The sequence below is a fragment of the Streptomyces sp. NPDC046862 genome (assembly GCF_040704615.1).
Lineage (GTDB): Bacteria > Actinomycetota > Actinomycetes > Streptomycetales > Streptomycetaceae > Streptomyces.
Window position 1 is genome coordinate 94,267 of sequence record NZ_JBEYXP010000018.1, and the last position, 17,685, is coordinate 111,951.

The window sequence follows — 17,685 nt, forward strand, 5'->3', positions numbered from 1 at the left end:
TCAGGCTCCCCGGGCGGGATGCCAGGCTCCCCGGGCGGGATGCCAGGCTCCCCGGACGGGATGCCAGGCTCCCCGGACGGGACGCCGCTGTCCCGGCTTGCCGCGCTGCACGGGGTCGCCACCTCCTACAGCCCCTCCCCGGACCGTACGGTCGCGGCCTCGGACGCCGCGATCGTCGCGGCCCTGGCGGCGCTGGACGTCGACGCGAGCACTCCTGGGGCCGTGCGCGCGTCCCTCGCCGTACGGGAACGGGAGCTGCGGGAGCGTCTGTTGCCGCCGACCGTGGTGTGCTGGGGCGGACGGGCCCCCGGCGAGCTGGCCGGACTCCCCGAGGGCACCCGCCTGCGCATCGAGACCGAGCAGGGCGAACTCCGCTCCGCCGCCGAGCAGTTGCCCCCGGGCGTGCACGCCCTGCGCGCCACCGCCCCCGACGGCCGCACCGCCGACGCCCACCTCGTCGTGGCCCCGCCCCGGCTGCCCGCGCCGCCCGGACGCGCGTACGGACTTCTCGTCCAGCTCTACTCCCTGCTCTCCCGGCGCAGTTGGGGCATGGGCGACCTCGGCGACCTGGCCGAGCTGACCGCCTGGGCCGGTCGCGCGCTCGGCGCCGGATTCGTGCAGGTCAACCCTCTCCACGCGGGCGTCCCCGGCCACCCGACCGACCCCTCCCCGTACCGCCCCTCCTCGCGCCGCTACCCCGACCCGGTGCACCTGCGCGTCGAGGACGTCCCCGAGTTCCCGTACGCCGACGACCAGGGCCGCGTCCGTGCGCTGATGGACCGGGGTGCCGGGCTGCGCGCGTCCGTGCTCGGCGACGGCGAGCTGATCGACCGCGACGCCGTGTGGGAGGCCAAGCGCGAGGCGCTGGAGCTCGTCCGCGACGTACCGCTCGGGCCCGGACGGCGCGCGGCGTACTGCGACTTCCTCGCCGAGGAGGGCGAGGCGCTGGAGGATCACGCCACGTGGTGCGCGCTCGCGGAGGCGTACGGCTCCGACTGGCACCGGTGGCCCGCCGGTCTGCGCGACCCCCGCTCGCCAGAAACCGCCCGCGCCCGCGCCGAGTTGATGGACCGCGTCGACTTCCACAGCCGTCTGGCCTGGCTCACGGACGCCCAGCTCGCCGCCGCGCAGCGCTCCGCGCGGGACGCCGGGATGCCGATCGGCCTCGTCCACGACCTGGCGGTCGGCGTGCACCCCGGCGGCGCCGACGCGTGGGCGCAGCAGGAGTACTTCGCGGCCGGCATGTCGGTCGGCGCGCCCCCGGACGCCTTCAACGCCCGCGGCCAGGACTGGGGTCTGCCGCCGTGGCGCCCCGACCGCCTCGCCGCCTCCGGCTACGCCCCGTACCGCCGGCTGCTGCGCGCCCTGTTCCGGCACGCGGGCGCCCTGCGCATCGACCACGTCATGGGGCTCTTCCGGCTGTGGTGGGTGCCGCTGGGGCAGGCGCCGACGGAGGGGACGTACGTCCGCTACGACGCCGAGGCGATGCTCGCGATCCTGGTGCTGGAGGCCTCGCGGGCCGGGGCGCTGGTGATCGGCGAGGACCTCGGAACGGTCGAGCCGGGGGTGCGCGAGGCGCTGAACCGGCGCGGCGTGCTGGGCACGTCGGTCCTGTGGTTCGAACGCGACTGGGAGGGCACGGGGCTGCCGCTGCCGCCCGAGCGCTGGCGCGCGGACTGCCTGGCCACGGCCACCACCCACGACCTGCCGCCCACCGCCTCCCGGCTGACCGGCGACCACGTCGAACTCCGTGACCGCCTCGGCCTGCTGACCCACCCGCTGGACGAGGAACGCGCGGCGGCCGCAGCCGACACGGGCGAGTGGCTGGCCCTCCTGGCCCGGCTGGGCCTGCTCAGGGGGGCGAGCGGAGGCATCTCCTCCGCGACGGAGGAGGCCGAGATCCAGGCCGTCCACCGCTTCCTGCTGCGCACCCCGGCCCGCATGGTCGGCCTCTGGCTCCCGGACGCCGTCGGTGACCGCCGCCCGCAGAACCTCCCCGGCACCTGGGACCAGTACCCCAACTGGCGCCTGCCCATCGCCGACGCCGACGGCCGCCCGGTGACCCTGGAGGACCTGGCCTCCTCGCCCCGGCTGTACGCGCTGGTGGACGTGTTGCGGGGGCGCGGGGCTCAGGGCGGTGACGACGGCGAGTCCTGAGCGGCCCTCGTACGGGTCCGGGGCGCGGTACGGGACCCCGGGCGCGCGGCCCTTTCCGACGTTCGCTACGTTTGCTCCGTGGACAAGAAGAACGCCCTGCGCGCCGGCGCCCTGGCCGCCGGTACGACGCTGATGATGCTGCTCCTGTCGTCCCCCGCGCTCGCGGTGACGCGCGACGACGGCGACGACCCGGGGCCCGGCCTGTCGGTGATCGAGACGCTGGGCCTCTACGTTCTGGCGCCGATCGGGATCTTCCTGCTGATCGCGGGCCTGGTGTGGGTCCTCGACGGGTCCACGGACCGCGCGCCGAAGGCCAAGGGCAAGGCCCAGCCCAAGGCGAAGGCGGACGCCAAGGCCTGACGGACGCCAAGGCCTGACGGCCGCCCGTCGTCCACAGCCACGGCTTTTCCGCCCTCCACGGAGGGCGCCGAGAGCACAGAGGGCACCCATCGCACGCGTGTGCGATGGGTGCCTTTGCCGTGTTCTGTTCCGGTCTCGGGTGGTTCGGGGTCTTCAGGGGTCTTCTAGGGCCTTCTGGGGCCTTCTGGGGCCTTCAGGGGTACGGCGTCGGGTACGGCGCCGTGAGATAGCGCTGCACCGTGGGGCCCAGCCACTTCACGATCTCCTCGCGGGTCAGGGCGACGGTGGGCGGGAAGCGCAGGACGTAGCGGGTGAGCGCCATGCCCAGGATCTGTGAGGCGGTGAGTGCCGCCCGGGTCGCGGCCTGCTCCGGATCCGGGCACGCGGACCGGGCGACCGGCAGCAGTTGGTCCCGGAAGACGCCCTGCAGGCGCTCGGCCCCCGCCGGGTTGGTCACGCCGACCCGGAGCATCGCGGTGAGCGCCTCGTTCTCGTCCCAGAGGTCGACGAAGTGGCCCACGAGGACCTCGCCCACCTCCCGCGGGTCCAGCCCCTTCGGCTCGGGCAGCCGCAGGTCGATGTCGAGCACCGTGGCGAAGAGGCGCTCTTTCGAGCCGTAGTACCGCATCACCATGGACGGGTCGATCCGGGCGTCCCTGGCGATCGCGCGGATGGTGGCCCGCTCGTACCCGTCGGCGGCGAACCGCTCGCGCGCGGCGGCCAGGATCGCGTTCCGCGTGGCGTCGGAGCGGCGGGGCGCGGGGGATCCCGGTGGGCCGGGCGAGTCGGCGGGGGCGGAGGGTGCCGTTTCGGTCATGCCAACAAGCGTAGGCCAACACCTGTTGACGGTCCAGTGGTGTCGCCGTATGTTGGCGAACGGTCGTAGGCAAACAGATGTTGGCAAACAAATGTTGGCAATCAGGTGTTGGCAAACGAGTGGTGGCAAACGGTTGTTGGCCACCAGGTGTTGGCCAACCAATGCTGACCCCGAGGAGGTCGTCATGACCGGCACCGCAGACCCGACGCGCCCCAGCACCCCTCACCCCGCCACCGCACCCCGGGACCTCGCCTCCCAGGGCGACGCACCCCGCGACGTCATCGTCGTCGGCTCCGGGCCCACCGGTCTGCTGCTGGCCGGCGACCTCGCCGCCGCGGGCGTCCCGGTCACGCTCGTCGAGAAGCGCCCGCACCGGATCAGCAACCTGTCCCGCGCGTTCGTCGTGCACGCCCGCACCCTGGAGCAGCTCGACGCGCGGGGCCTCGCCGGTGAACTGGAGGCGAGGGGCACCACGCTCGACCGGATCCGGCTCTACGCGCGGCTCACCGTACGGCTGGACACGCTGCCGTCCCGGTTCAACCACCTGCTCGTGATCCCGCAGTACGAGGTGGAGAAGGTGCTGGAGAGGCGCGCGGTGGAGTGCGGTGTGCGGTTCCGGTACGAGACCGAGGTCACCGGGATCCGGCAGCACGGCGACACGGTGACCGTCGAGGTCCGCGGTCCGCACGGCGAAGGTGAGCCGGACGCCCTCAGCGCCGCGTACGTCGTCGGGGCCGACGGTCACCGCAGCACCGTGCGGGAGGCGATCGGCCTGCCGTTCCCCGGCAAGTCGGTCATCCGGTCCGTCGTCCTCGCGGACGTACGGCTCGACGAGGAGCCCGAGACACTGCTCACGGCGGACGCCGCCGGAGACGCGTTCGCCTTCATCGCGCCCTTCGGTGACGGCTACCACCGTGTCATCGGCTGGGACCGCGGCCGTGACGTCCCGGACAGCGAGCCGGTCGAGCTCGACGAGGTCAGGGAGATCACCCGGCTCGCCCTCGGCCGTGACTACGGCATGCGCGACGCCCGCTGGATGTCCCGCTTCCACAGCGACGAGCGCCAGGCGCCCGCGTACCGGGTCGGCCGGGTCTTCCTCGCCGGTGACGCCGCGCACGTCCACACCCCGGCCGGCGGGCAGGGCATGAACACCGGCCTCCAGGACGCCGCGAACCTCGGCTGGAAGCTCGCCGCGGTCCTCGGCGGCCACGCGGACCCCGCCCTCCTGGACACCTACCAGGCCGAACGCCACCCGGTCGGCAGGTCCGTGCTCCGCAGCAGCGGCGGCATCGTCCGGCTGGCCATGGCCAAGTACCCCTGGACGCTGGCGTTCCGGGCCGTACTCACCACGTTCCTCAACCGTGTCGGCCCCGCCCGCACCCACCTGGTCGGCCAGGTCACCGGCATCGGGTTCTCGTACCCCGCATCCCGCGGCGCCCACCGGCTCACCGGCACCCGCGTCCCGGACGTCGCCCTGGAGAGCGGCCGTCTCTACGAGGCCCTGCGCGGCGGCCGGTTCGTCCTCATCACGCCCCGGTCGTCCGACCCGCACACCGTCGACGGCCACGGAGCCCGCAAGGACCGCCTCACCGTGGAACGGTGGGCGAGCGACCGCCGTACGACCGTGCTGGTGCGGCCCGACGGATACGTGGCGTGGGCCGCGGAGGAAGCGGACGGCCCCACTGTCGAGGCCGCCCTGGCCGCCGCCGTGGGCCGGTAGCCGGGCCCGACTACCGGCGCTGTCTGGCACGACAGCCGCCCTGTCCGGCTCGGCTGCCTGCCCTGCCCTGCCCTGCCCTGTCCGGCCCGGCGGCCGTCAGGCGCTACGCGCCCGTAGCCAGCACCAATCGACGCAGCAGGTCGGCCAGTTGGCCGGCCTGTTCCTCGTTCAGGTGGGAGAGCGCCTCCGTCTGGACCTGGAGACCGGCCAGGACCGCTTCGTCGACCAGCCGCAGCCCCTCGTCGGTGAGCGTGACCTGCAGGCCTCGCCGGTCGTGCGGGTCGGGGGAGCGGCGGAGCAGCCCGGCGCGCTCCAGTTTGTCGAGGCGGCCGGTCATGCCGCCGGTGGTGAGCATCAGTGTGGCCGAGAGCTGCCGGGGGGGCAGGGTGTACGGCGCGCCCGAGCGGCGGAGGGCCGCCAGGACGTCGAACTCACCGCGCCCGATGCCGAACCGCGTGTACGCCTTGTCCATCCGGTCGCCCACGGTGCGCGAGAGCCGGTAGACGCGCCCGAAGACCTCCATCGCGGTGGTGTCCAGATCGGGCCGGACCTGCGCCCACTGCTCGATGATCGCGTCGACGGGGTCCGTGGGGGAGTTGTTCATGGGGCGAGTATCGGCCGCGTGTCGGTCGGCCGCAAGAAAGCGGCTTGACGTCAAGTTGCTTAGCGTTAAGCTAATCGCAAGCAAGGCAATCGCAAGCAAGCCAACCATGGGCAAGCTGAACCGGTCACCTCATCCCGCCGTGAAGGGCGTACTCCATGACCTCGAACCGCCCCACCCTCATAGCCCTGACGGCTCTCGCCCCCGTCTCCTGGGGCACCACCTACGCGGTCACCACCGAGTTCCTGCCACCCGACCGCCCCCTGTTCACGGGCCTGGTGCGAGCGCTGCCCGCCGGGCTGCTGCTGCTCGCACTCGCCCGGGTGCTGCCCCGCGGCGTCTGGTGGGGGAAGGCCGCGGTCCTGGGCGCGCTGAACATCGGAGCGTTCTTCCCGCTGCTGTTCCTCTCCGCGTACCGGCTGCCCGGCGGTATGGCGGCGGTCGTGGGGTCGGTCGGGCCGCTGTTCGTCGCCGGGCTGGCCACCGTGCTGCTGGGCGAGCGCCCGACCCCGCGCACGCTGCTCACCGGCGTCGCCGCCGCCCTCGGGGTCAGTCTCGTCGTGCTGAGGGCGGCGGGCGCGCTCGACCTCGTCGGCTTCCTCGCGGCCCTCGCCTCCACCGCCTCCATGTCGACCGGGACCGTGCTCACCAAGCGGTGGGGCCGGCCGGAGGGTGTCGGCCCGCTGGCCCTCACCGCCTGGCAGCTCACCGCGGGCGGGCTGCTGATGGCTCCCGTCGCCCTCCTCGTCGAAGGGGCTCCGCCCGCGCTGGACGGCCGGGCGATCGGCGGGTACGTCTACCTCGCACTGGCCAACACCGCGGTCGCGTACTGGCTCTGGTTCCGTGGCATCGGCCGGCTCAGCGCCACCCAGGTCACCTTCCTCGGGCCCCTCTCACCGCTCACCGCGGCCGTCGTCGGCTGGGCCGCGCTCGGACAGGCGCTGACCTCCGTCCAGCTGGCGGGCATGGCGCTGGCGTTCGGGGCGACGGTTCTCGGGCAACTCGGGCCGCGTACCGGCCATTCCGTCACGGAGGCCCCCGGGAGGCCCCTGACCCCCCTCGCTCCCTCGAACCCCGTGGCTCCCCAGGGACGTGCCCTTGACACCCCGAACCCGCGAGTCGAGCCTTGGCAGGGCGTGTGCTCGGGAACCTCTGAGACCGCACGTGAACCCTCCGGAACGCTCAACCTTCCTGCTCGGCAAAGGAGTTGACGTGACTGCGAAGACGGTGATCAGCACCTCGCGGAAGCAGGGGGCTTCCCCTTCGCACCCAACCGGGACCAGGGGCCGCGGCGACGCGACGGGCTCCTGACGGGGCGGGCGGCATGCGAAGAGGTGGCATACGAAGCGGTGGTATGCGCAGAGGCGGCACAGGACGCACAGGCCATGTGGGGCGCGGGGGACATGGGAGATACGAGGGACACGGGGGAGACGGAGGCCACGGGGGAGACGGAGGCCACGGGGCAGACGGAGCACACGGAGCACACGGAGCCCTCGGCCGGCCGGTGATCGTCGCCGGGATCTATCCCACCCTTGAGGAACTGACCCTCCAAGCCCGGGCGTTGACCGCCGCGCGCCCCGGCACCCTCCGGCTGCGCACCGTCGGGGCCTCGCGCTCGGGGCGGCCCCTGTGGCTGCTGTCCGTCGGGCACGGGCGCCGGAACGTCCTCACCGTCGCGGGCGCCCACTCCAACGAACCCGTCGGCGGCGCCTCCGCGATCCGGCTCGCCGAGGAGTTCGCGCTCGATCCGGGCGTGCTCGACGCCCTGGACTGCACCTGGCACTTCCTGCTCTGCCTCGACCCGGACGGCATGAGCATCAGCCAGCGGCACGGCTGGCCGACGGCGGGGTGGAGCGTCGAGCGCTACCACCGGTACTTCTACCGGCAGGAGTTCACCTGCCAGCCGGAGTTCCGGCCGCTCGGGGGCCGGCCGGAGACGCCCCTGCCCGAGTCCGACGTGCTCGTCGGTCTGCTCGACGAACTGCGCCCCGCCGTCCAGTTCTCGCTGCACGGCATGGAAGCAGGAGGAACCTTCCTGCAGTTGACCCGAAGGGTGCCCGGAGCGGCCCGCGCCTTCCGTGAGGTGGCGGCGAACCTGGGGGTCCCCGTGGAGCACCGGCCCTTCGACGGCCTGGGCTGGTTCGTGGAGGGCCCGGGCGTCCTCGTGGTGCCCGGCGCCGAACCGGCCGACGAGCGCGACCCCTCCGGCTTCACCTCCGAGGCGACCTGGACCTACCCCATGCGGTACGGCACCGTCACCGCCGTGGTCGAGGCACCGATGTGGGCCGTGGACGCCGTCGCCGACCCCCGGCCCACGGCCGGCGCCGAAGAAAACATCGCCCAGGTGAGCCGGACCCTGCTGGAGCGCAGCGAACGGGTGGAGGCCGTCGTCGGGCGCCGCGCCGTACCGGTCGCCGCCGAGCTGCTGCCGTACGAGTCGGCCGCCCGCGAACTGCTCGGTGTCGGTCCCGGAGTCGCCGACACCTGGAAGAGCTACCTCGCGGACGACCTCGGCGGCGTCGGACTCGCCACCACCGTCGGCAACTCCGTCTCCCTCGACCTCGCGGCCCGCCGCGTCCCCCTGCGCGCGGCGGCGATGCTGCGCCAGGCCCTCGGCGACCCGCCCACCGACGCGGTGGCCGCGGACGCGCTCGACGCCCTGGTGCGGGAATGGTGCCGCGAGTTCCAGACCGCCTTCGGCGTCCGCTGGCTGCCGGTCCGTCACCAGACCGCGCTGCACGGGCAGATCATGCTGCGGCTGGTGCGGATGCTGCTGGGCGGCTGACGGCGGCCGGCTGACAGCGGCGAGGGGCGCCCGGTGAGCCACCGGGCGCCCCTGAGCGTCGTACGACGGACCGCTCATCCGTGGTACGACGGACCGCTCATCCGTCGTACCACGGACCGATCCCGCTCCTGCGGCCAGGCACTACTACGCCTGGGGCGCCGCCGCGTCCGCCGCCTGGGCCTTCAGGGCGCGCTCGACGCCGGCGCGGGACTCCGAGACGAGCCGGCGCAGGGCAGCGCCCGGCTCGGCGTCGGTCAGCCAGGTGTCCGTGCGGTCCAGGATGGCCTGCGAGACCTGGACGGACGGGTACAGGCCGACGGCGATCTGCTGGGCCATCTCGTGGGAGCGGGACTCCCAGATGCCCTTGACCGCCCCGAAGTACTTCTCCGCGTACGGAGCGAGCAGTTCACGCTGGTCGGTCTGGACGAAGCCCGAGATGACCGCCTCCTGCACGGCGTTCGGGAGCTTGTCGGACTCGACGACCGACGCCCAGGCCTCCTCCTTCGCCGCCTCCGTCGGGCGCGCGGCCCGCGCCGCGGCCGCGTGACGCTCGCCCGCCGCCGTCTTGTCGCGCTCGTACTCGCCCGCGATCTCCGTCTCGTCGAAGCGCCCCACGGCCGCGAGCCGGTGCACGAACGCCCAGCGCAGCTCGGTGTCGACGGCCAGCCCCTCGATCGTCTGCGTGCCCTCCAGCAGGGCGTCCAGCAGGTCCAGCTGCTCCGGCTCCCGCGCGGTCGCCGAGAAGGCGCGCGCCCAGGCCAGCTGGTGGTCGCTGCCCGGCTCGGCCGCGCGCAGATGGGCCAGCGTGGCGTCCGTCCAGCGGGTCAGCAGCACATCGCGCGCGGCCGGGTCGGCGTACAGGTCGATCGCCAGCTTCACCTGGCGGTGCAGCGACTGCACGACACCGATGTCGGACTCCTTGGCGATGCCCGACAGGACGAGCGAGAGGTAGTCGCGGGTCGCGAGCTCCGCGTCGCGCGTCATGTCCCAGGCCGAGGCCCAGCACAGGGCGCGCGGCAGGGACGCCTCGAAGTCGCCGAGGTGCTCGGTCACGAAGGCGAGGGACTGCTCGTCGAGGCGCACCTTCGCGTACGACAGGTCGTCGTCGTTGAGCAGGACCACGGCCGGGCGGCGCCTGCCGACCAGCTGCGGTACGGCGGTCAGCTCGCCGTCGACGTCCAGCTCGACGCGGTCGTCGCGCACCAGCTTGCCGCTGTCGTCGTCGAGCTCGTACAGGCCGATCGCGATGCGGTGCGGGCGCAGCGTCGGCTCACCCTTGGCGCCGGCGGGCAGGGTGGGGGCCTCCTGCCGGATGGCGAAGGAGGTGACGACCCCGTCGGCGTCGGTCTCGATCTCCGGCCGCAGGACGTTGATCCCGGCCGTCTCCAGCCACTTCTTCGACCACGTCTTCAGGTCGCGCCCGGAGGTCTCCTCCAGCGCCCCCAGCAGATCGCCGAGCCGCGTGTTGCCGTACGCGTGCGCCTTGAAGTACGCCTGCACGCCCCGGAAGAACTCGTCCTGCCCGACGTACGCGACGAGCTGCTTCAGCACGGACGCGCCCTTGGCGTAGGTGATGCCGTCGAAGTTGACGAGCACGTCGTCCAGGTCGCCGATCTCGGCCATGATCGGGTGGGTGGACGGCAGCTGGTCCTGGCGGTACGCCCACGTCTTCATGGAGTTCGCGAACGTCGTCCACGAGTGCGGCCAGCGCGAGCCGGGCGCGGCGGCCTGGCAGGCGATCGACGTGTACGTGGCGAACGACTCGTTCAGCCACAGGTCGTTCCACCACTCCATCGTCACGAGGTCGCCGAACCACATGTGGGCCAGCTCGTGCAGGATGGTCTCGGCGCGCAGCTCGTACGACGCGTCGGTCACCTTGGACCGGAAGACGTACTGGTCGCGGATGGTGACCGCGCCGGCGTTCTCCATCGCGCCCGCGTTGAACTCCGGTACGAACAGCTGGTCGTACTTCTTGAACGGGTACGCGTAGTCGAACTTCTCCTGGAACCAGTCGAAGCCCTGCCGGGTCACCTCGAAGATGGCGTCCGAGTCGAGGAACTCGGCGAGCGAGGGCCGGCAGTAGATGCCGAGCGGCACGCTCTGCCCGTCCTTCTCGTACACGCTGTGGACCGAGTGGTACGGGCCCACGATGAGCGCCGTGATGTACGTGGAGATCCGGGGCGTCGGCTCGAAGACCCAGACGTCGTCCTTGGGTTCGGGCGTCGGCGAGTTGGAGATCACCGTCCAGCCGGTGGGCGCCGTCACGGTGAACTGGAAGGTGGCCTTCAGATCGGGCTGCTCGAACGACGCGAACACCCGGCGGGCGTCCGGCACCTCGAACTGGGTGTAGAGATAGGCCTGGTTGTCGACGGGGTCGACGAACCGGTGCAGTCCCTCACCGGTGTTGGTGTACGCGCAGTCGGCGACGACCCGCAGGATGTTGCGCCCCTGCAGCAGTCCCGGCAGGGCGATCCGGGAGTCCTCGAACACCTCGGCGGGGTCGAGGGTGTCCCCGTTGAGGGTCACTTCGTGGACGGTCGGGGCCACCAGGTCGATGAAGGACTCCGCGCCTCCCCCACTCTCGGCTTCGCTCGAGCGGGAGGTGCCCCCATCCACCACGTCGAAGCGCACCGTGGTCACGGACCGGTAGGTGCCGCCCTCCTGCGCGCCGGAGAGGTCGAGATCGATCTCGTACGAGTCGACGGTGAGCAGCTTCGCCCGCTCTTGCGCCTCTTCGCGGGTCAGGTTTGTGCCAGGCACGCGGTCATCTCCTCGGTATGTGTGGTCCCGGCCATCCTTCCACGGGACCCGCGGGGAACGCGATGTCCGTTTCCCGCCGGTGAACAGGGCGTACGCGCGTGAGGCTGGTTCCCATGACGACCTACACGACGACCTACGTTTCGCGCCCCATCACCCGTGCGGCCCTGAAGGAGTTGCGCTCTGCCGACGATGCGGGGCGCCGGATGGTTCCCGTGACCGACCAGGAGGGCGGCGCTCCGCTCCGCTGCTGCCTGCGCCACAGTGAGCCGGGGGACGTGATCGCCCTCGTCTCGTACGCGCCGTTGCGGCGCTGGGCGGCGGAGACGGGAGCGGACCCGGGCGCTTATGACGAACAGGGGCCGGTGTTCATCCATGCGGAGGAATGCGAGGGCCCTGCCGGGCGGGGGCATCCGTTCACGAGGGCGCACCGTACGGTCCGTCGGTACTCCACCGACGGGCGCATCGTCGGGGGGCGGCTGGTGGAGAGCGGTGTGGCGTCCGAGGAGGGCTCCGAGCAGGCCTTCGAGGCGGCGTTCGAGGAGGCGTTCGAGGAGGCGTTCGCCGATCCCGAGGTGGCGGTGGTGCATGTCAGGGCGGTGGAGTACGGGTGCTTTCTGTACGAGGTGCGCAGGGGGTAGGGGGCCGGATGCGCGGGTGCGGGGTTCCGCCCCCGCCGCGCTCGCCCTTCCCGTCCCGCTCCAGGCCGTGCGGGCCGCTCACTGAGGGCCGCGGTGGGCCTCCTGCCGAGCGCGGGCGTGCTTCTCGTCCCAGCGGCGGGCTGTCGTAAGGCCTGCCTGCAGGCCGATCCACACGCATCCGGCGGAGGCGGGCAGCAGGATCAACGTGACGAACACCTCGCCGCCGATGACGGAGAAGCTGTCGCTGTTCACCAAATTCAGGAATTCGCTGAGGCCGGCCTCGCGGAGGAGGTCGGAGTCGACCCTGTATTCCGGGAAGGTGGGGGACATGGCATGGTCGGCGAGAAGGCCGAAGGTCAGCAACAGTGCGGCTGCCAGGGCCGTGCGGGCCGGTGGCAACCACGTCGAGGGTGCGCGCAGGCGCGGCCGGAAGGCGCCGCCGAGCCTCAGGGCGGACGGAACCAGCCGGCACAGGGCCGCGAGGCCGAAGGTGCAGAGCAGTGCGGTGAGCAGCAGGGCGAGGCCGTACTCGTAACTGGAGAACCACCAGCTGACCCAGACGGCCACGACCGGGGCCAAGGCCCATGCGGCCCCGAGGGCGAGCGCGCGCAGCACAGCCAACACACGGGCGGCCGGACGCATGCGGGCGGCCTCTCTGGCCTGCCACGCCCGCTCGCGCAGCCGCCACCGCCTCGCCTCCTGCTCCTGTCTGAGCCGCCACTGTCGTGCCTCCTCCTCCGCGTGCCGAAGCTTCGCCTGCCGCCGCTGCTCCGCCTCCCGTTGCTGCCTGAGCCGCCGCTCGCGCTCCCTGGCCACGGTGAGTGCCTCCTGCCGAGCCTGCTCGGACCACTCGGCCTCGGCCAGTCGGCCGAGCAAGGTGTCCCGTCCCCCTGCGGCCTGGAGCAGGCGGTCGTACCACGCCATCGACGGATCCGGCGGCTGTGCCCTGTCCGGCAGCCGGTTCCGGATCTCCGTCAGCGCCTCCGGTGGGAGAAGGGCGGCCAGCTGCGCCCCCGGCCCGATGTCCGCGGCCCAGTCCCGCACCTCGGGCGGCCATAACGTCGTATCGGCGTCCCGCCACGCCTTCAGGGCCTTGTGCCACGTCCGCCGCACGTTCCGTAGCCGGTCGAGCGTGGGGAACTCGGCCAGGGTGTCGAGCAGCCACTCGTGCGGCCGGGCCAGTACCTCGAGCAACTCGGCGTCGGGCTCGTCCCCACCGGAGTAGGGGTGCAGGCAGATGCGGGCCAGCGAGGCGTAGGTGATCGTGCAGCTGCGGTAGACGACCGGGCCGTCCGGGTCGAGCCACTGCAGCAGACGCAGCAGCTTGTGGTCCGGGGGGAGGGCGGGGTCGGTCAGGTAGGTGTCGATGAGGACGATGCGGCCCTCGACGTCGTCGGCCCGGTGGTCGTTGAACTGCCTCAGCCAAGAGCGGAGTTGGGACCAGCTCTCAGAGGGGTGCGACTCGGTGCCCATGCGCCGGAAGAACCGGTCGGCGGCGGTCGCCCAGTGCTTGCGGATGGTCGAGGCCAGGTCCTTCTTGGTGGCGTGCTCGGTTCCCGCGAGGACGAGGGCGCGGGAGACGAAGGCGTGGGCGGCAGAGGGCCGGGACGGGGGCGCGACCGGGACGGCCGGCGGCGGGGCGCCAGCGGTGGACGCGGCGGGGTTGCGGGCGAGGGCGATGTGCTGCGTGGTGCCGCGGAACTGCTGTTCCGGCATCGGCAGCTCCCGCCGACGGGCGCTGCGGCGGAGTTCCTCGCCCAGGACGCCGAGGGAGAGGAGTGGCCCGGCCTCCGGCCTGCCGCTGCGCAGCAGGTGGAGCAGTTGGCCGGTGAACGCCGTGTACCTCTCTCCCGGCAGGGCAAGGGCCTGTTCATTCGCTGTGGTGGCGGTCAGGAGGCAGCTGCCCTCGATGTCGAGTTCCTGCGCGAGCCCTGCGGTGCCGCCGCTCATGCCCGGGATGGCCCGTCCGCTGAAGCAGCTGTCGACGATCACGATCTTGTTGGTCGCGCGGGACGAGTTCACGATCTCGCGCAGCAGGTCGTAGTCGAAACCGCTGACCGCCGCGTTGGTGAACTGCGTGTGGGGGAGGGCGAGATACAGGCCCCCGCGCAGTTTGCGCAGGCCGTGCCCCGCGAAGTAGATCAGCAGGGTGTCCGTGGCCTCGGCGGCGTGGTGCCGCAGCGCGTCGTAGACGGGGATCGCGCCGGGCGGATCGAGCAGGACCGTGCAGCGCTCTTCGGCGAAGGCGCCCAGCGGAGAGGTCAGGGCGGCGCGCAGGTCCGTCAGGTTGTTGCCGACGGCGGGCAGGTCGGCCAGCTCGTCGGCTTCGTAGGACGCGGTACCGAACAGGAACGCGCGGGAACGCTCCGGATCAGGCAGCCGGGTCATCGTCGCCGGGGAGGTACTCGGAGAGGGCCGCGGCCGCGCGCGCAAGCTCCGCGGGATCCTCGTGCCTGATCTCGTACCGCCTGCCGTCCGGCGTGATGAGGGTGACGCTCCCGGTGGGCGCGGCCGCCTGGGTCGCGCGATAGGTCACCCACGCACCGAGCGACGACACAAGAGTGTTTATGAATGCGAGCCCCAGGTCCGACAGCTGGATGGCGATCTCCAGGCCGGACCCCATCGTGCCGGGCGGCCCGGGCGGCCTCTCCCACCGCATACGCGCCCGCAGGTCATGCTCGGCGTCCAGCCACTCCCTCAGGTCCTCCAGGGCCTCGTCGTCCCCCGCAACGTCGATCCGTACGGACATGTGGCCCCCGCGCGTGTGTGAGCAGTTTTTCAGGAGTGTGAGGTGTCCATTCCAGTGATGCATTCCAGTGAATGGGTGATGGCCTGTCAAGCAGGCCGTACTCCCCGTTGTGGATCGGGCGCCTCTCAAGCGTCGAGATCGACCCGTACCGTCAGCAGGTTCGTCCCGAGCACTCGGACCGCCGCGCTGTTGAGCTGCGGCCGCATGCGGGTGACCGGTGCGGCGTCCGCGCAGGCTGCGGGCTACCTACAAGTCGAGCGGGTCTTCCTGCCCACCTACGGCTCCTGGCTGAACTGGATCGAATCGGAGTTTGCGGCCTGTGCTGCTTCGCCCTCAACGGCACCGACCACCGCAACGGCCAGGGCCGCCTGACGCATTTCTGCGATCTTCACATGAGTGACCTGAACCCGGCCGACGGACAACTGCAGGCCGCCCGACTGTCGTTGCGGCGTCCGACCGAAGCCGACATCGACGCGATCTTCGCGATCCACCGTGACTCCGAAACCTGCCTGCACAACCCCTCCGACGCGCTCACCCGGCTCGATGAAGCCAGGGAACTGTATCGCCGCTGGAACGACCAGTGGCAGCGGTGCGGATACGGGTACTGGGTCGTCCGACGCCACGGCTCCGCCCTGCAACTGGGATTCTGTGGGATCAAGCCCATGGAACTGCGCGGAATGAAAGTCCTCAACCTCTTCTACCGCTTCGCCCCGTCGGCCTGGGGCCAGGGCTTCGCGAGCGAGGCCGCAGCGACGGTCACCACCTGGGCATCCCGCCACGTTCCCGACCTCCCACTGATCGCCCGCGTCCGGCCGGCCAACATCGCTTCGCAACGCGTGGCAGTGCGCGCCGGCCTGACCCGAGCAGAGCAGCTCGACGAAACCGGATACGACGGCCTCGACTGGATCTATGCAGCAAGGCTGCCGAACCGTTAGGGGGCCCGGGGGCCGGCCCCGAAAAAGGTGGGGGCCAGGGGGCGCAGCCCCCTTGGCGGGGTCGAAGGGGCAGCGCCCCTGGGGAGGGGACGGGTAGGGGCGGCGGGGGCGAAAACCTCACCCCCGCACCCCCACCGGCGTCAGCGCTTCAGCTCCGCCGCCACCAGCTCCGCGATCTGCACCGCGTTCAGCGCAGCCCCCTTGCGCAGGTTGTCGTTCGAGAGGAACAGCGACAGACCGTACTCGACCGTCTCGTCGACACGGAGGCGGCCCACGTACGACGGGTCCTTGCCCGCCGCCTCCAGCGGAGTGGGGATGTCGGAGAGGGCCACACCCGGCGCACCCGCCAGCAGCTCGGTCGCGCGCTCGACGGTGATCGGACGGGCGAACCGGGCGTTGACCTGGAGCGAGTGTCCGGAGAAGACCGGGACGCGGACGCAGGTGCCGGAGACCTTGAGCGCCGGGATCTCCAGGATCTTGCGGGACTCGTTGCGGAGCTTCTGCTCCTCGTCGGTCTCGTTCAGCCCGTCGTCCACGATCGACCCGGCCAGCGGGACCACGTTGAAGGCGATGGGACGCTTGTAGACCTGCGGCTCGGGGAAGTCGAGCGCCTCCCCGTCGTGCGTGAGCTTGTCCGCGTCGGCGACCACCTTCTGCGCCTGCCCGTGGAGCTCGGCGACGCCCGCGAGACCCGAGCCGGATACCGCCTGGTACGTCGCGACGACCAGCGCCTCGAGGCCCGCCTCCTCGTGCAGCGGCTTCAGCACCGGCATCGCGGCCATCGTCGTGCAGTTCGGGTTGGCGATGATGCCCTTGGGGCGGTCCGCGATCGCATGCGGGTTCACCTCGGAGACCACCAGCGGGACCTCGGGGTCCTTGCGCCAGGCGGAGGAGTTGTCGATCACGACCGCGCCCTGGGAGGCGACCTTCTCGGCCAGCGCCCGGGAGGTCGCGCCGCCCGCGGAGAACAGGACGATGTCGAGGCCCGAGTAGTCGGCCGTCGCCGCGTCCTCCACCGCCACGCCGTCCAGCACTGTCCCGGCCGAGCGGGCCGAGGCGAACAGACGCAGCTCGGCGATCGGGAACTCCCGCTCGGCGAGGATGCTGCGCATGACCGTGCCGACCTGACCGGTGGCTCCGACGATTCCGACCCTCACGACGACTCCTTCATGGCTTGCGTGTGCCTGTTACGTGGCCGAGGCGTTTCCATCATGCGTCTCACCCGGCCCGGCCTGTCCAATCCTTTGCGCGGGAGATCGGACCATCCGGGCTGTCGGCCGGGCACCGCGACGACCCCCCGGCCGGCCGCCCCTCTCCGGAGCACCCCGGAGATATCCCCTCCGAACGCGCGCGGGACCGGAAGCCGTACTGGGCTCACACACTGGTTCCGGGCGTTCCTCCAGTTCCCGGCGGATCGACGGGGCCCGGGCGCGGTGCGGCCCGTGCGTGATGAACACCTCGGTTTCGGGTCCGGTGTGACGTATGACTCCGTGGCCCTCGCGACACGATCCCGGAAACGGGCCGAACGTTTCCGCCCCCACCGGCGTCGTAGAGGAAACGCGGCGAGGGGAGGGGTGGCTGTGCTGCGCAGAAAGGCCCGGCGGGCCGAGGGGGTGGACGACCCTCTGGACGTGGTCCAGGGGATGGACGACCCCTTGGCCGTGGTCCAGGAGGCGGACGATCCCCTGGACGTGGCCCAGGAGCGCCGGGTGCGGGCGGTGCTCGCGCTCGGCGGAGTACCGCAGGCGGACCTGATGGACGGGGTGCAGCAGGTGCGGCTGCGGCTCCTGGAGCGGGCCGCGAGCGGTCGCGAGGCCCCACGGGACGTGTCCGCGTGGGCGGCGGTCGTCGCCTCTAACCTGGCCATGGACTGGCACCGGGCCAAACGCCGACAGGAGCGCCTCGGCGAGCGTCTGGCCTCGCTGCGACAGCTGGAGCACCCCTCCGGCGAGGACTCCAGCGTGCTCTCGCTCGCGGTCGCCCGCGGCCTGGACGCGCTGCCCGACGCCCTGCGACAGGTCGTCGTCCTGCGTTTCTACGCCGACCTGCCGGTACGCGGGATCGCCGAGGAGCTCGGCATCCCCGAGGGCACGGTCAAGAGCAGGCTCCACTCGGCGGTCCGCGCCCTGCGCGCCCGCCTGCACGAGGACGAGGTGGTGTGAC

14 protein-coding genes and 1 pseudogene are annotated in these 17,685 nt (G+C 72.2%); 8 read left to right on the forward strand and 7 right to left on the reverse strand.

The window, feature by feature from the left end; translation table 11 throughout:
- Positions 1-39 precede the first annotated feature (39 nt).
- Both malQ and AB0959_RS21440 read left to right on the forward strand, forming a co-directional pair.
- A complete protein-coding gene (malQ, locus tag AB0959_RS21435) occupies positions 40-2,157 on the forward strand; it encodes a 4-alpha-glucanotransferase (protein WP_366828088.1) in 2,118 nt (705 codons plus the stop codon).
- A gap of 78 nt (positions 2,158-2,235) precedes the next feature.
- The gene (locus AB0959_RS21440; protein ID WP_366828019.1) at positions 2,236-2,517 is read left to right on the forward strand and encodes a hypothetical protein; all 282 of its coding nucleotides are present in this window, start codon (positions 2,236-2,238) and stop codon (positions 2,515-2,517) included.
- A 193-nt stretch (positions 2,518-2,710) separates the two neighbouring features.
- On the opposite strand, the gene AB0959_RS21445 is transcribed toward AB0959_RS21440, so the two are convergent.
- Complete coding sequence (locus AB0959_RS21445) at positions 2,711-3,334, reverse strand: TetR family transcriptional regulator (RefSeq protein ID WP_366828020.1); 624 nt, start codon at positions 3,332-3,334, stop codon at positions 2,711-2,713.
- A 184-nt stretch (positions 3,335-3,518) separates the two neighbouring features.
- Between AB0959_RS21445 and AB0959_RS21450 the strand changes: the two genes are divergently transcribed.
- Positions 3,519-5,054: an FAD-dependent monooxygenase gene (locus AB0959_RS21450; RefSeq protein WP_366828021.1), complete on the forward strand. Its 1,536-nt coding sequence runs from the start codon at positions 3,519-3,521 to the stop codon at positions 5,052-5,054.
- Positions 5,055-5,157: 103 nt separating this feature from the next.
- Here the strand turns inward: AB0959_RS21450 and AB0959_RS21455 are convergent, their stop codons facing one another.
- Positions 5,158-5,658: a MarR family transcriptional regulator gene (locus AB0959_RS21455; RefSeq protein ID WP_366828023.1), complete on the reverse strand. Its 501-nt coding sequence runs from the start codon at positions 5,656-5,658 to the stop codon at positions 5,158-5,160.
- A gap of 155 nt (positions 5,659-5,813) precedes the next feature.
- On the opposite strand from AB0959_RS21455, the gene AB0959_RS21460 reads away from it, so the two are divergent.
- Positions 5,814-6,866, forward strand: a complete 1,053-nt coding sequence (locus AB0959_RS21460) for an EamA family transporter (protein ID WP_366828024.1) — start codon at positions 5,814-5,816, stop codon at positions 6,864-6,866.
- A 293-nt stretch (positions 6,867-7,159) separates the two neighbouring features.
- Positions 7,160-8,440: a M14 family zinc carboxypeptidase gene (locus AB0959_RS21465; RefSeq protein WP_366828025.1), complete on the forward strand. Its 1,281-nt coding sequence runs from the start codon at positions 7,160-7,162 to the stop codon at positions 8,438-8,440.
- A 144-nt stretch (positions 8,441-8,584) separates the two neighbouring features.
- Here AB0959_RS21465 and pepN read toward each other — a convergent pair whose 3' ends face one another.
- Positions 8,585-11,200 (reverse strand): aminopeptidase N, encoded by a 2,616-nt coding sequence (pepN, locus tag AB0959_RS21470; protein WP_366828026.1) that lies wholly within the window; start codon positions 11,198-11,200, stop codon positions 8,585-8,587.
- A 113-nt stretch (positions 11,201-11,313) separates the two neighbouring features.
- Between pepN and AB0959_RS21475 the strand changes: the two genes are divergently transcribed.
- The gene (locus AB0959_RS21475) at positions 11,314-11,838 is read left to right on the forward strand and encodes a DUF1203 domain-containing protein (protein ID WP_366828027.1); all 525 of its coding nucleotides are present in this window, start codon (positions 11,314-11,316) and stop codon (positions 11,836-11,838) included.
- 78 nt (positions 11,839-11,916) lie between these two features.
- Here AB0959_RS21475 and AB0959_RS21480 read toward each other — a convergent pair whose 3' ends face one another.
- The 3 genes and pseudogenes from AB0959_RS21480 to AB0959_RS21490 all read right to left on the reverse strand — a co-directional run.
- Positions 11,917-14,226 (reverse strand): caspase family protein, encoded by a 2,310-nt coding sequence (locus AB0959_RS21480; protein WP_366828028.1) that lies wholly within the window; start codon positions 14,224-14,226, stop codon positions 11,917-11,919.
- A complete protein-coding gene (locus tag AB0959_RS21485; protein WP_366828029.1) occupies positions 14,210-14,587 on the reverse strand; it encodes a hypothetical protein in 378 nt (125 codons plus the stop codon). The genes AB0959_RS21480 and AB0959_RS21485 overlap by 17 nt, the downstream gene beginning before the upstream one ends.
- A 125-nt stretch (positions 14,588-14,712) precedes the next feature.
- A pseudogene (locus AB0959_RS21490) lies at positions 14,713-14,805 on the reverse strand (nitroreductase family deazaflavin-dependent oxidoreductase); the annotation flags it as partial.
- A gap of 174 nt (positions 14,806-14,979) precedes the next feature.
- On the opposite strand from AB0959_RS21490, the gene AB0959_RS21495 reads away from it, so the two are divergent.
- Entirely contained in the window at positions 14,980-15,522 is a 543-nt protein-coding gene (locus AB0959_RS21495; protein ID WP_366828030.1) for a GNAT family N-acetyltransferase, read from the forward strand.
- A gap of 140 nt (positions 15,523-15,662) precedes the next feature.
- Here AB0959_RS21495 and AB0959_RS21500 read toward each other — a convergent pair whose 3' ends face one another.
- The gene (locus tag AB0959_RS21500; RefSeq protein WP_366828031.1) at positions 15,663-16,679 is read right to left on the reverse strand and encodes an aspartate-semialdehyde dehydrogenase; all 1,017 of its coding nucleotides are present in this window, start codon (positions 16,677-16,679) and stop codon (positions 15,663-15,665) included.
- A 486-nt stretch (positions 16,680-17,165) separates the two neighbouring features.
- On the opposite strand from AB0959_RS21500, the gene AB0959_RS21505 reads away from it, so the two are divergent.
- Entirely contained in the window at positions 17,166-17,684 is a 519-nt protein-coding gene (locus tag AB0959_RS21505; protein ID WP_366828089.1) for a sigma-70 family RNA polymerase sigma factor, read from the forward strand.
- The last annotated feature ends 1 nt before the right edge of the window (position 17,685 follow it).